The 13782-nt window shown below is 67.8% G+C and carries 14 protein-coding genes; 3 read left to right on the top strand and 11 right to left on the bottom strand.

The window, feature by feature from the left end; translation table 11 throughout:
• Window positions 1-14 precede the first annotated feature (14 nt).
• The 7 genes from JL100_RS01705 to JL100_RS01675 form a co-directional block, all read right to left on the bottom strand.
• Window positions 15-1763: an ABC transporter substrate-binding protein gene (locus tag JL100_RS01705; RefSeq protein WP_202683900.1), complete on the bottom strand. Its 1749-nt coding sequence runs from the start codon at window positions 1761-1763 to the stop codon at window positions 15-17.
• Window positions 1764-1839: 76 nt separating this feature from the next.
• Window positions 1840-2130: a DUF2160 domain-containing protein gene (locus JL100_RS01700; protein WP_202683901.1), complete on the bottom strand. Its 291-nt coding sequence runs from the start codon at window positions 2128-2130 to the stop codon at window positions 1840-1842.
• A 13-nt stretch (window positions 2131-2143) separates the two neighbouring features.
• A complete protein-coding gene (locus JL100_RS01695; RefSeq protein WP_202683902.1) occupies window positions 2144-2974 on the bottom strand; it encodes a carbohydrate ABC transporter permease in 831 nt (276 codons plus the stop codon).
• A complete protein-coding gene (locus tag JL100_RS01690; protein WP_202683903.1) occupies window positions 2971-3846 on the bottom strand; it encodes a carbohydrate ABC transporter permease in 876 nt (291 codons plus the stop codon). The genes JL100_RS01695 and JL100_RS01690 overlap by 4 nt, the downstream gene beginning before the upstream one ends.
• Window positions 3847-3862: 16 nt before the next feature.
• Entirely contained in the window at window positions 3863-4948 is a 1086-nt protein-coding gene (locus JL100_RS01685; RefSeq protein ID WP_202683904.1) for an ABC transporter ATP-binding protein, read from the bottom strand.
• Between the two features lie 19 nt (window positions 4949-4967).
• Window positions 4968-6068, bottom strand: coding sequence for an ABC transporter ATP-binding protein (locus JL100_RS01680; protein WP_202683905.1), 1101 nt, complete (start codon window positions 6066-6068; stop codon window positions 4968-4970).
• A 216-nt stretch (window positions 6069-6284) separates the two neighbouring features.
• The gene (locus tag JL100_RS01675; RefSeq protein ID WP_202683906.1) at window positions 6285-7055 is read right to left on the bottom strand and encodes an FkbM family methyltransferase; all 771 of its coding nucleotides are present in this window, start codon (window positions 7053-7055) and stop codon (window positions 6285-6287) included.
• A gap of 407 nt (window positions 7056-7462) precedes the next feature.
• Here JL100_RS01675 and JL100_RS01670 point away from each other — a divergent pair, with 407 nt between their 5' ends.
• A complete protein-coding gene (locus JL100_RS01670; protein WP_202683907.1) occupies window positions 7463-9424 on the top strand; it encodes a methyl-accepting chemotaxis protein in 1962 nt (653 codons plus the stop codon).
• Between the two features lie 486 nt (window positions 9425-9910).
• Here JL100_RS01670 and pspC read toward each other — a convergent pair whose 3' ends face one another.
• The 4 genes from pspC to JL100_RS01650 are packed head-to-tail and all read right to left on the bottom strand — an operon-like array spanning window position 9911 to window position 11435.
• Entirely contained in the window at window positions 9911-10315 is a 405-nt protein-coding gene (gene pspC, locus JL100_RS01665) for an envelope stress response membrane protein PspC (protein ID WP_202683908.1), read from the bottom strand.
• Window positions 10312-10542 carry an envelope stress response membrane protein PspB gene (pspB, locus tag JL100_RS01660; RefSeq protein ID WP_158043502.1) on the bottom strand — a complete coding sequence of 77 codons (231 nt, stop codon included), beginning with the start codon at window positions 10540-10542 and terminating at the stop codon, window positions 10312-10314. Before pspB ends, pspC begins: the two co-directional genes overlap by 4 nt.
• A gap of 3 nt (window positions 10543-10545) precedes the next feature.
• Window positions 10546-11223 carry a phage shock protein PspA gene (pspA, locus tag JL100_RS01655; protein WP_202683909.1) on the bottom strand — a complete coding sequence of 226 codons (678 nt, stop codon included), beginning with the start codon at window positions 11221-11223 and terminating at the stop codon, window positions 10546-10548.
• 56 nt (window positions 11224-11279) lie between these two features.
• Window positions 11280-11435: a hypothetical protein gene (locus JL100_RS01650; RefSeq protein WP_192499212.1), complete on the bottom strand. Its 156-nt coding sequence runs from the start codon at window positions 11433-11435 to the stop codon at window positions 11280-11282.
• Window positions 11436-11626: 191 nt separating this feature from the next.
• Here JL100_RS01650 and pspF point away from each other — a divergent pair, with 191 nt between their 5' ends.
• Complete coding sequence (pspF, locus tag JL100_RS01645; RefSeq protein ID WP_202683910.1) at window positions 11627-12652, top strand: phage shock protein operon transcriptional activator; 1026 nt, start codon at window positions 11627-11629, stop codon at window positions 12650-12652.
• Between the two features lie 111 nt (window positions 12653-12763).
• Window positions 12764-13780, top strand: a complete 1017-nt coding sequence (gene dctP / locus JL100_RS01640; RefSeq protein ID WP_202683911.1) for a TRAP transporter substrate-binding protein DctP — start codon at window positions 12764-12766, stop codon at window positions 13778-13780.
• Window positions 13781-13782 lie beyond the last annotated feature (2 nt).

The following is a 13782-nucleotide window of genomic DNA, read 5'->3' as shown; positions in this document are numbered from 1 at the left end:
AACCTCGCCGGGTACTACCGCACCTTGCCCTGCTTCCAGGCCTCCAGCAGCTGCTCGTAGGCGACCGTCTCGCCCTTGGGCTTCTCGTCGGCCAGCTTCGGCTTCGGGGCGCCGGGCTGGTCGAACCAGTACTGGGCGTCCTGGACCTTGTTCAGCTTCGGACCGCAATCGCCCTGGACGTTGGCCCGCTCAAGCCGCGCCAGCACGGCGTCCTGGGCCTCGGCCAGGCTGTCCATCGCCTGCTGCGGGGTCTTCTCGCCGGTCACCGCCTCGGCGACGTTCTGCCACCACAGCTGCGCCAGCTTCGGATAATCCGGAACGTTGGTGCCGGTCGGCGTCCACGACACGCGCGCCGGGCTGCGGTAGAACTCGACCAGCCCGCCCAGCTTGGGCGCCATGTCGGTCATCGCCTGGGTCTGAAGGTCCGATTCGCGGATCGGGGTCAGGCCGACCATGGTCTTCTTCAGCGAGGTGGATTTCGCCACGGTGAACTGGGCGTACAGCCAGGCGGCCTTGCGGCGGTCGACCGGGGTGCTCTTCAGAAGCGTCCAGGAACCCGCGTCCTGGTAGCCCAGCTTCATCCCCTCTTCCCAATAGGAGCCGTGGGGCGACGGCGCCATGCGCCACTTGGGCGTGCCGTCGGCATTGACCACCGGCAGGCCCGGCTTGGTCATGTCGGCGGTGAAGGCGGTGTACCAGAAGATCTGCTGGGCGATGTTGCCCTGCGCCGGGACCGGGCCGGCCTCGGAGAAGGTCATGCCGCCGGCCTCGGGCGGCGCGTACTTCTTCAGCCAGTCGATGTACTTGGTCAGCGCGTAGACCGAGGCCGGCCCGTTGGTGTCGCCGCCGCGGGTCACGCTGGAGCCCGCCGGGTTGCAGCCCTCGACCCGGATGCCCCACTCGTCCACCGGCACCCCGTTGGGGATCCCCTTGTCGCCGGCCCCCGCCATGCTCAGCCACGCGTCGGTGAAGCGCCAGCCCAGCGAGGGGTCCTTCTTGCCGTAATCCATGTGGCCGTAGACCCGGGCGCCGTCGATCTCCTTCACGTCGTTGGTGAAGAAGTCGGCGATGTCCTCGTAGGCCGACCAGTTGACCGGCACGCCCAGCTCGTAGCCGTACTTGGCCTTGAACTTCTCCTTCAGGTCCGGCCGCGCGAACCAGTCCGCGCGGAACCAGTAGAGGTTGGCGAACTGCTGGTCGGGCAGCTGGTACAGCTTGCCGTCGGGGGCGGTGGTGAAGCTCTTGCCGATGAAATCGTCGATGTCCAGGGTCGGCAGGGTGACGTCCTTGCCCTCGCCCGCCATCCAGTCGCTCAGCGCCACCGCCTGGCCGTAGCGGAAATGGGTCCCGATCAGGTCGCTGTCGTTGACATAGGCGTCATAGACGTTGCGCCCCGACTGCATCTGGGTCTGCAGCTTCTCGATGACGTCGCCTTCCTGGATCAGGTCGTGCTTCAGCTTGATCCCGGTGATCTCGCTGAAGGCGCGGGCCAGCGTCTTCGCCTCGTACTCGTGGGTCGTGATGGTCTCGGACACGACCGAGATCTCCATCCCGCGGAACGGTTCGGCTGCCTTGATGAACCATTCCATCTCCTTCAGCTGCTCCTCCTTGGAGAGGCTGGAAGGCTGGAATTCCTGGTCGATCCAGCGCTGCGCCGCGTTCATCTGGTCGGCGGTCTGCGCCGGCGCCGGCAATGCCATCGCCGTCAGGGCGGACGCCAGCACCGTGCCGGCCATCAGGGTTCTTCGCACCGTCTTCGACATCGTTTCCTCCGAACCGTTTCTGGTTGTTGTCGTTACGATAAGGCCCTGCTCCCGGGGGCCGTGCCGGGGCGGGGGTTCATCCGAACCTCATGACCGCCGCCATCCAAAGCAGCGACAGGCCGAACGCGATCCACAGGTTCAGGTCGGTGAAGCCGATGACCGCGAGATGGATATAGGCGCTGCCCAGCAGGCCGATGAACAGCCGGTCGCCGCGCGTCGTCGGCATCGGCAGGAGGCCCCGCCGCTCGACCGAGGGGGAGACCGCCTGCCACGCCGTCATGCCCGCCAGGATCAGCGCGATGCCGGCGAAGAAGGCCGCGGTGGGGCCGGTCCAGGCCATCCATTCCAGTTCCAGGGCGAAATCCATGGGCGCCGCCTCCTCAGACCCGGCCCAGGGCGAAGCCCTTGGCGATGTAGTTGCGGACGAACCAGATCACCAGCGCGCCGGGCACGATGGTCAGCACCCCGGCCGCCGCCAGCAGGCCCCAGTCCATGCCGGCGGCGCTGACCGTGCGGGTCATGGTGGCGGCGATCGGCTTGGCGTCCACGCTGGTCAGGGTGCGGGCCAGCAGCAGCTCGACCCACGAGAACATGAAGCAGAAGAAGGCGGTGACCCCGATCCCGGCGCGGATCAGCGGCAGGAAGATGGTCAGGAAGAACCGCGGGAAGCCGTAGCCGTCGATATAGGCGGTCTCGTCGATCTCTCGCGGGACGCCCGACATGAAGCCTTCCAGGATCCAGACCGCCAGCGGCACGTTGAACAGGCAGTGGGCCAGCGCCACGGCGATGTGGGTGTCGATCAGCCCGAAGGTCGAGTAGAGCTGGAAGAACGGCAGCAGGAACACCGCCGGCGGCGCCATGCGGTTGGTCAGCAGCCAGAAGAACATGTGCCTGTCGCCCAGGAACCGGTAGCGCGAGAAGGCATAGGCCGCCGGCAGCGCCACGCCGAGCGAGATCACCGTGTTCAAGGCCACGTACTGGATCGAGTTGAGATAGCCCGTGTACCAGGACGGATCGGTGAAGATCGTGACGTAGTTGGCGAAGGTCACCGTCTCCGGGAACAGGCTGAACCCGCTCAGGATCTCCTGGTTGGGCTTCACCGACATGGCGAGCAGCCAGTAGATCGGCAGCAGCAGGAAGACGAAATAGACCACCAGCCCGACATGGCGCTTCCTGAAGCCGGAACCGGAATGCTTGCCCCGGGCGCTCATCGCGCGTCCTCCCGGTCGGTGTGGGTGATGTAGGTGTAGAAGATCCAGGACAGCAGCAGGATCACCAGGAAATAGATCAGCGAGAAGGCCGCCGCCGGCCCCAGGTCGAACTGGCCGACCGCGATCTGCGCCAGGAACTGGCTCAGGAAGGTGGTGGCGTTGCCGGGGCCGCCTCCGGTCAGCACGAACGGCTCGGTATAGATCATGAAGCTGTCCATGAAGCGCAGCAGGATCGCGATGGTCAGCACCCGCCGCAACTTGGGCAGCTGGATGTAGCGGAACACCGCCCAGGCGGACGCGCCGTCGATCCTGGCCGCCTGGTAGAACGCCTCCGGGATCGACCGCAGGCCGGCGAAGCACAGCAGGATCACCAGCGGGGTCCAGTGCCAGACGTCCATGATCAGCACGGTCAGCCAGGCATGGAAGGCGTCGGCGGTATAGTTGTAGGGAATGCCGATGCCGTTGACCGCCACGCCCGCCAGCCCGATGTCCGGCCGGGCGTAGAGCTGCCAGATCGTGCCGACCACGTTCCACGGGATCAGCAGCGGCAGCGCCACCAGCACCAGGCACAGTGATGACCGCCAGCCCTTGGCCGGCAGGGTCAGGGCCACCGCGATGCCCAGCGGAATCTGGATCAGCAGCACGCAGCCGGAGAAGACGAGCTGGCGCAGGAAGGCGCCGTGCAGCCGCTCGTCGTTCAGCACCTGCTCGAACCATTCGGTCCCGACGAAGACCCGCTGGAACGGCCCCAGGATATCCTGGACCGAATAGTTCACCACGGTCATCAGCGGGATGATCGCGCTGATCGCGACGATCAGGAAGACCGGCAGCACCAGCAGCCAGGCCTTGTTGTCATGGGGGCGGTTGTCCATCGCGGCGCTTCTCCCTTCAGGCGACCAGCCGGCCGTCGGCATAGAGCCGGGTGCGGTCGGGCGGGAAGGTCAGCCAGCCGCGCTCGACCGGCACCGGGGCATCCTCGTGCAGCTTGGCCTTGACCTGATGGCGGCCCAGCCTCGCCGTGACGATCTTGAAGTTGCCCAGGTCCTCGATCAGGGCGATCTCGGCCGGCAGGGCGCCGTTCGCCGGGGACGCCCCGACCCGCAGGTGCTCCGGCCGGATGCCGATCTCCAGCGGAACGCCGCGGTGCGGCGCGTGCTCGATCACCGACCGGGCCAGCGGGATGCTGATGTCGTCCACCAGGGCCGCCCCTCCCTCGTACCGGCAGGGCAGGAAGTTCATGCCCGGGCTGCCGATGAAGTACCCGACGAAGGTATGGGCCGGCACCTCGAACAGCTGCTGCGGCGTGCCCACCTGCATGACCCGGCCGTCATGCATCACCGCGACCTGCTCGGCGAAGGTCAGCGCCTCGTTCTGGTCGTGGGTGACATAGATCAGGCTCAGCCGGAACCGCTCGTGGATCTGCTTCAGCTTCCGCCGCAGCAGCCATTTCAGCTGAGGATCGATCACGGTCAGCGGCTCGTCGAACAGGATCGCCGCCACGTCGCTGCGGACCAGCCCGCGGCCCAGCGAGATCTTCTGCTTCTGGTCGGCGGTCAGGCCGCGCGCCCGCCGGCCCAGGTCGGCCGACAGCTCCAGCATGTCCGCGACCTCCTCGACCCGGGCGCGCACCTCGCGCTCGGCGACCTTCCGGTTGCGCAGGGGGAAGGCAAGGTTGTCGAACACCGACATGGTGTCGTAGATCACCGGGAACTGGAACACCTGGGCGATGTTGCGCTCCTGCGGCGGCAGTCCCGTCACGTCGCGGCCGTCGAACAGCACCTGCCCCTCGCTCGGCACCAGCAGGCCGGAGATGATGTTCAGCAGGGTGGTCTTGCCGCAGCCGCTGGGTCCCAGCAGCGCATAGGCGCCGCCGTCCTCCCAGACATGCTGCATCGGCTTCAGCGCATAGTCGGCATCCCCCTTGGGATCGGGCCGGTAGGAGTGGGCGAGGCCGCGCAGTTCGATCCGTGCCATGGGTCTTCTCCCCTCCGCCCTATTCCGCCGCCATGCCCAGCCGGGGCCGCGGCGGTGCCGCGACCAGTCGCCCGTCGGCCCCGAAGGCGAACAGCCGGCGGGCATCGACCCAGGCGGTGACCTGCTCGCCCAGCCCCAGGCTATGCACCCCCTCCTGCTGCACGACCCAGGCGAAACCCCGGCCGTGGACGTGGATGAAAGTCTCCGACCCGCTGATCTCGGCCAGTTCGACCAAGCCAGGGACCGGGATGTCGTCCTCGTGCTCCCGGAACACCGAGAGGTGGTTGGCCCGCACGCCGAACCGGTAGCGGCCATGGGGCAGGTCGGCCAGATGGCCCGCCGCCGGCACCCGGATGCCGTCGGCCAGCAGCACGCCCGTCCCGTCCACCACGCCGTCCACCTGGTTCAGCGGCGGATCGCTGAACACCTGCCCGACCTGGAGCGACGCCGGGTTGTGATAGACCTCGACCGTTGGCCCGGCCTGGATCAGCCGGCCCTCGTGCAGCACGGCGATGGTGCCGCCGAGCATCAGCGCCTCCAGCGGCTCCGTGGTGGCATAGACGACGATCGAGCGTCGGCGCTTGAAGATCTCGCGCATCTCGGTGCGCAGCTCCTCCCGCAGCTTGTAGTCCAGGTTGACCAGGGGCTCGTCCAGCAGCAGCAGCCCCGCCTCCTTGACCAGCGCGCGAGCGATCGCGGTGCGCTGCTGCTGGCCGCCGCTCAGCTCGGCCGGCAGGCGGCCCAGCAGCCCGTCGATATGCATGATCGCCGCCGTCTCCCGCACCTTGCGGTCGACCTCCGCCTTGGGCAGGCCGGCCAGCTTCAGCGGGGAGGCGATGTTGTCGTAGACGGTGAAGGAGGGATAGTTGACGAACTGCTGGTAGACCATCGCCACGTCGCGGGTCCGCACCGACCGGCCGGTCACGTCCCTGCCCTGCCAGGTGATGCGCCCGCCGCTCGGTCGGTCGAGCCCGGCCATCAGGCGCATCAGCGAGGTCTTGCCGGCGAGGGTCGGCCCGAACAGAACGTTGAGGGACCCCGGCGCGAGCGTGAGCGACAGGTCGTGAAGGTGAGTCTCACCGCCGACGACACGGGAAATCCGGTCGAGCACCAGCGTCATCGGCGCCAGGTCCGGTCGTTGCAGGCACGGAAAACCGGAACGCACCCGTCACGGCACATGGTCAGCCATCCTCCCCGATCCTCTCCCTTCAGAGCCCGGCGCGGCGCCGGTGCGGAGAGTTCTTATGATTTGATACAGGGAGGTTATGCGGACTGCCCGTGTTTTTGCAAACGAAAATTTCGGGTTCAGATTGTTCTTAAACGAACATAATTCCGGTCAGGATGATCGAAAAGGAACATGCCGGGCATAGATGTCACCGGAGCCGTCGGCCGGGCGGCGGGACCTCAGCCATTCCACGACGGCGTCCTGGTCGAGCCAGTCCCCGAACAGCAGGCGCCGCTCCTCGCCGAGCGCCACGTTGTAGCGGTGCGGCCCCAGGTCCGCCAGCCGCTCCAGGCAGGCCAGCGCCCGTTCGGGCGTTTCGGGAATGAACTCGAACGACAGGCACTCGATCGGACGGGACAGCCCGTCGAGCACCGCCCGCTCGAAGCCCTCCACGTCGATCTTGCAGAATCGCGGCACGCCGTGCGCCTCGATCAGCGCGTCCAGGGTCATAATCTCGACCGTGACCCGCTCCTCCCAGCGCTCGCCGGGAAAGCGCTTCGACGCCGCCACCTGGGCGGCCCACTCCGCCGACAGGGTGGACAGGGTGGGATTGCGCCGGTTGACCAGCAGCTCGGCGCTGCCCGGCGCAGCACCCAGGGCGGCGGGAACCAGCGTCACCGAAGGATCGCGGCCGTGGAGTCTGCCGAGCACCGCGGCCAGATGGGGTTGCGGCTCGACCGCCACGACCCGGGCGCCCAGGTCGCGCCAGGCCCGGACCCGGTCGCCCAGATGCGCCCCGACGTCGAAGGCGAGGTCGCCGGGACCGAGGAAACGGCCGTAGAACGCCCTGGACCGCCGCCGCCTCAGGGGATTGGCCCGGTAGATCAGCGCCGAGCGGACGACGCCATAGGCTTTGGACAAGGAACTCGGCAGGAGTGTCAATGAGGGAGTTCCTATCTTGATGGCGCTTGAACCTGCGTCATCAAGATAGGGACGCGCCGCCGCGTTGCCAGGACCGCGCTCCGTGCTCGATGCCGTTCCCGGCACCGGGAAACCGTTCAGCGCTCGAGGGGCCCGAGGCTGACGCCGGGATTCTTCTACAAAACAACCGAATCTGATCTTCTTTGATTTTTAACAAAGCATTCTCACTGCGATAGACTGGCGAATTACTCAGTTTTTTCATCAAACAGCAATGCCGATTACAGGGAAGACACTCGCGCGATCATCCACATCCGGTCGAACCGAACGGCCGGCCACCTCGGCGCAGCGAAGAATTGTCGCAGCTGGCCATATCGCAATGTTTTTCGGGCATGGTGCGCCGCAACCACCAACTCGTGCGGAATATGGACATGCTGGGATCGATCGGTTCGCGGGTGCTCGGGCTCGCCATCTGCATCGCCGCCTTCGTCGCCGCGGCGCTGACCGCCGCCACGTTCCTCCGTCTCGACCGCATGATCGAGACGGAGGACGGCGAGAGGCTGGAGACCGCGTACCGCACCTTCGTCACCACCCTCGACTACCGGGCGGAGGAAAGCGAGACCCTCGTCTCGTATCTTTCCCGGATGGCCGAAGTGGGCCGCCTCGTCCGCGGCCGCGACCATGACGGCCTGCTGGCGCTCCTTAAGGCCCCGTTCGAAGCGAACCGCGCGGCCACGGGCATCAGCCAGATGCATGTGCATACGTCTGACGTCAAATCCCTGCTGCGGGTCAACCAGCCCGAAAAATGGGGGGACGACCTGACCGCGATCCGTCCGATGCTGGTGGAGGTCAACCGCTCCCGCAAACCGTTGCGCGGACTGGAAGGCGGCGTCTTCGGCCTGGCGATCCGCGGCGTGGTGCCGGTCCTCGACTCGGACGGCAACCATGTCGGGTCGATCGAGGCCGGCACCTTCCTGGACGACGCCCTGCTGAAGCGCGCCGCGGCGCCGGACATCCATTACGCCGTCTTCGTGAACACGCCGGAGGGGTTGAAGCGCTTGGCCGCGACCTACGGGGACGCCGAACCGCTGGCTCCCGAGCAGGCGCTGCGGGCCGCCGGGCTCGGCGAACGGGTGGTGACCCAGGGCTCCCGGGGGGACATCCCTTATTCGCTGGTCGCCGAACCGCTCCGGGACTACTCGGGACGGGTGATCGGCGCGGTGGAGGTTGCCCACGACCGGGGTCCGGCGATCGCCGCGTCGCGCAACGCGCTCATCGAGTCGGTCGCCATCGGGCTCGGCATGCTGGCGCTGGCCGGCGTGGCGGCGATGCTGGTCGGCCGGCGGCTGGTCTCGCCGATCAACAGCCTGACCCGGACCATGGGCCTGCTGGTCGACGGCCGCACCGACGTCGAGATCGGCTACCGGAACCGGCGGGATGAGATCGGGGCCATGGCCCGGGCGGTCGAGACTTTCCGCGAAAGCCGGGAGAGGATCGACCGTATGATCTCCGACGAACGCCTCCAGACCGAACGGAGGCAGCGCCGGATGGAACGGCGCGACCGCTGCATCGCCGACTTCGAGCAGGCGATGAGCTCGGTCTCGGCGGCGCTGTCCGCCGCGGCCCGGCAGATCGGCGAGCGGTCGGACCGGCTGGGCGCCGTCGCCGACCGCACGGCGGCCTCGGCCTCCACCGCGGCGGCGGCGGCGGTCCAGTCGACCTCCGGGGTCGAGGCGGTCGCCGCCGCGGCGGAGGAACTGTCCACCTCGATCCAGGACATCGTCCGGCAGGTTTCGGAATCCTCGGCCATCGCCCGGGACTCGGTCGAGGAGGCCGAGCGGACCAACACGACGGTCGCCGGCCTCGCCGACGCCGCCGACCGGATCGGCGAGGTGGTCGCCCTGATCAGCTCGATCGCCGCGCAGACCAATCTCCTGGCGTTGAACGCGACCATCGAGGCGGCCCGGGCCGGCGAAGCGGGCAAGGGCTTCGCCGTCGTCGCGTCGGAGGTCAAGAACCTGGCCAACCAGACCGCCAAGGCCACGGAGGACATCTCCCTCCAGATCGCGGCCCTTCAGCAGGTCGCCGGCGAGGCGGCGGGAGCCATCGGCGGAATCGGCGGTACGATCCGGCGCATCGCGGCGATCGTCGCGTCGATCGCCGCGGCGGTCGACCGGCAGGAGGAGAGCACCCGCGAGATCGCCCGCAGCGTGACCCAGGTGAAGGACGGCACCCGCGTGGTCACGGAACAGGCCGGCGGCACCCTGGGCAACGCCCGGGAAGCCAGCGGGCTGGCGGAAGACGGACGGGTCGACGTGGCCGCCCTGGCAGGCCAGACGGATGCGCTGCGCAGCCATGTCGACGACTTCATCCGGGACATGCGCGCGGCCTGACGCCGTCCCGGGTCCGGCCTCCATCTTTCACGGCTTCACGGAACCTGGGGGCGGCTGGCCGGTTGGTTATTCAAGTTGGCCGTTCCGGGGCCGCGAGGGGTGCCCCGGGAACGGGAAGGAGCCCAATGCTTGGTTAAATTGGCGTAAACGAAACTGGACCAAAAAAGCGGCAACTGTTCGGAGTCGCAAAAACGGCATAGGGTTTCATTTTACCCCTACCAACCGCAGCGGTGTTGCACCAATCTAATTGGCAACGAAGGAGAGGATACATGGAAATCGCTCTGATAGCTTTGATCACCTCTGTCGCCGTTGCCGGCTGCTACGCCGCCGCCGGCGCGCCGCGTCCGGTCCCCGTGCGGGTCCGTGCCAACCGGCGCAACCAACGTCGCTGATTCGATCCCTCGGATCCCCGTTTTCGAATCCGCGTGAAGGAGCCCGACCCGGACGGCGTGTCCGGGCCGAAGCCCCGTTCGAACGGACGGCCGGTCACCGATCGAGGTCGTTGATCGCGCGGTCCAGTTCGAATTCCTTCGAGGAGACATAGGTCTCCATGCCGCCCAGACGCCGTTCCATCTCGCGGAACTTGTGCTTCAGGCCGGCGATGGTGACATCGGGCTTGGTCGCCACCGTGCGCCAGAAATCCTCCTCCTCCCGGCTGGCATAGACCCGCGCGGGCTTGTTCTTGAGCACCAGCGCCGCCAGCAGGTAGGCGCCGACGACGGGCATGGTGAAGAAGATTCCGCCCACCGCCACCCCGAGGCGGACGAGGAAGACGTCCACCCCGAAATAGTCGGCCAGTCCGGCGCAGACGCCGAACAGCTTTCCCCTTTCCCGGTCCCGGTAGAGCCGGTGCGGGTTGGGCGAGGCGAAGGGCGATTCCGGCCAGTTCATTGGCGGTTCCTCCATCCCGGCGCCTCGGCGTCCAGTATCTTCTCCAGGCTGACGATCCGGTTCTCCATGCGGCCCGCGCTGTCCCACAGCTCGGCCAGCGTCCGTTCATCCTCGGCGGACAGCCCGCGGGCCGAGCGCCACTTGGTGACGTAGTGGAAGATGATCCAGAGCGGTGCCACGATGGTCAGGAACAGCACCGCCAGGACGAAAACGCCCCCGCCTCCCATGGCTTAGCCCGCCACCGGCTTGGAGTTGTGCAGGCGGGCCTTCAGGTCGGCCAGTTCCTGCTCCACCTTGGACGAGGCCTCCATGTCGGAAAACTCCTCGGCCAGGGTCCTCTTGCGGCCGAGATCGAAGGCCTCGACCCGTCCCTCCATCTCGTCCAGGTTCCGCTCGACCTGCTCGAACCGGGCGAAGGCCTCGTTGATCCGGTCGTCGTGGATCTGGCTGTTGACCTTCAGCCGGCTGGCCGCCGACTTCTGGCGCAGCACGATGGCCTTCTCGCGCTTCTTGGCGTCGGTCAGCTTCTCCTGCAGCCGGCTGATGTCCTCGCTGCTCTTGGCCAGCGACTCCTCGATGTGGACGAGCTGGTGCTGAAGCATGTCGATCTGCTCGGCGATCTTGGACTTGGCGACCAGCGCGCCCTTGGCGAGGTCCTCCCGGCCGCGCGACAGCGCCAGCTCGGCCTTGCGCTGCCAGTCCTCCAGCTCGCGGCCGAGGGCGGCCAGGCGGCGCTCGATCTCCTTGCGCTCGGCGATGGTCTTGACGGTGCTGGAGCGGACCTCGACCAGCGTGTCCTCCATCTCCTGGATCACCAGGCGGATCAGCTTCTCGGGGTCCTCGGCGCGGTCGAGGATTGCGTTGAGGTTGGAATTGATGATGTCGGTCAGGCGCGAAAAGATGCCCATGATGGATTGTCCCGTATGTGGTCTGTGGGAAAAAGAAGGGTCGGCCCGGCGTCCGGTCAGCCGACGAAGGCGCCCAGGATCACGCCGGCGGCGAAGAACACCCAGGTCTCGGTCGAGCGGGTGCGCAGATAGGCAAGGAAGCGCTCGCCGGTGCTCCGGCTGGACCGGGCCGTGTTCTGATAGCTGCTCCGGTAACGCGCATAATCCTGCATGGCAGTCTCCAAGGGGAACGGTCATGGTGTACGCGACTGCTATTGCAGCCGCCGTGCCAACCCGGCGAATCATGCGCAAGCCCTTGATATCGCTGAAAGTTCCGAAGGATGATTCAGCTTCGCCCCTCGCAATCCTGAAGAATACCGCCATATTATGGCGAGAAACCTCATTCATCGGCGAAATACACCACATGACAAGACCGTCCCCCGACCTGCCCGCCCTGATCGGCGAGTCCCCGGCCTTCCAGGCGATGCTGGAGCATGTCTCCAAGGCGGCCCCGCTCGACAAGCCGACGCTGGTGATCGGCGAGCGCGGCACCGGCAAGGAGTTGGTGGCGGCCCGCCTGCATTATCTGTCCAGGCGCTGGGACCGGGCGTTCGTCAAGCTGAACTGCGGCGCGCTTGCCGAGTCGCTGCTGGAAAGCGAGCTGTTCGGCCACGAGGCCGGCGCCTTCACCGGCGCCGTGCGGCGCCATGTCGGCCGGTTCGAGCTGGCCGACGACGGCACCCTGTTCCTGGACGAGATCGCCAACGCCCCGGCGGCGGTCCAGGAGAAGATGCTGCGCGTGATCGAGTACGGCGAGTTCGAGCGCGTCGGCGGCAGCCAGACCCTGGCGACTGACGTCCGCCTGATCGGGGCCACCAACGCCGACCTCCCGGCGCTCGCGGCGGAGGGGAAGTTCCGCGCCGACCTGCTGGACCGGTTGAGCTTCGACGTCATCACGATCCCGCCGCTGCGCGCCCGGCCGGAGGACATCCCCCTGCTGGCCGGGAATTTCGCCGTCGCCATGGCGCGGGAACTGGGGCGCCCCTATTTCCCCGGCTTCACCGACCGCGCCCTGGGGCAGTTGCTGGCCCACGACTGGCCGGGCAATGTCCGCGAGCTGAAGAACACGGTGGAACGCACCGTCTACCGGTCCGGGCGGCCCGACCGGCCGGTCGATACGGTGGTGCTCGATCCCTTCGCCTCGCCCTGGCGGCCGGCACCGCCGGCACCACCCGCTTCACCGCCGCCGGTCCCGGCCTCCCGCCCCGCTTCGCCGGAGCCGGGCTCCTTCCCGGACGCGGTGCGCGCCTTCGAGATCGGGTTGCTGACGGCGGCACTGGAACGCAATCAGTTCAACCAGAAGCGGGCGGCCGCGGATCTCGGTCTCCGCTACCACCAGTTCCGAGGCTACCTGCGGAAATACGGCCTGTCGGAAGACCGGTCGTCCTGAGCGGCGGCGCTCCCGGTGCGACATCGCGGCCGGCGGCGCGACAACCTGTCCGACAGGAATCTTGATCGATATCAAACCCCGGCCGCCGCGGACCTGTTACGAATTCGTATTATGACGATTCGCCTATGCCTTGTCATCATGGTCGCCGCCCTGACCGCCGTCCTGACCGCCGCCACGGGAAGCGCCCTGGCCCGGCCGACGCTGCTGATCTCGACCGAGAACGGTCCCGACCATGTACAGACCCTGATCGTCCGCCGCTTCGTCGAACGGGTGCGCGACTGCTGCGCGGACCGCCTCGACGTCGACCACCGGTTCGGCGGCGAGCTCTACCGCGACCGCGACGTGCTGGCGGCCCTGGTCCAGGGCAAGATCGGCATGGCGGTGGCAGGGACGTGGCAGCTCGACCAGGTGGCTCCCGATACCGGCGCCTTCATGCTGCCGGTCTTCTATGGGCGCACCGCCGAGGAGGCGGCGCTGGTCCAGGACGGCCCGGCGATCGAGGCCATGAACGGCCAGATCGAGGAAGGCCTGGGCGCCATCGTCCTCGGACGCTGGATCGGGCTCGGCTTCGCCCATTTCTTCACCACGCGGACGGCGATCGACGACGTGGACGACCTCGCCGGGCTGCGCATCCGGTCCCCGGGCGGGATGGCGAACGCCTGGCGGCTCGCGGAGCTGGGTGCCGAACCCGTGACGATCGCCTGGACCGACCTGCCCCGCGCGATGGCGGAGAACAGGGTGGACGGCCTGATCTCCACCTTCGCCACGCTCGACAGCGTCCCGCTGTGGACCCGGGGCGTGCGCTTCGCGCTGGAGGACCGCCAGTATTTCTCCCATTACGTCCCGCTGGTGTCCGACTATCTCTGGCGTCAGCTCGACGAGGAAAGCCGCCGCGACCTGCGCACCGCCTGGGACCTCGGCGTCGAGGAAGGGCGCGCGCTGGCCGCCCGGGCGCAGGATGACGCCCGGGGCCGCGCCCTCGCGGCGGGCGTCCGGATCGTCGTCCCGACGCCGGAACGAACCTCGGCCGTGCGCGCCCGGCTGGTCACCGGGCAGGCGGCGGTGGCGCTGCGGTCCGGGGTCGGCGAACGCGCCATCGACCGCATCACCGCGGGGCTGAAGGAATGACC

Source organism: Skermanella mucosa, from assembly GCF_016765655.2.
Lineage (GTDB): Bacteria > Pseudomonadota > Alphaproteobacteria > Azospirillales > Azospirillaceae > Skermanella > Skermanella mucosa.
This window is presented reverse-complemented; position numbering and strand designations above follow the sequence as displayed.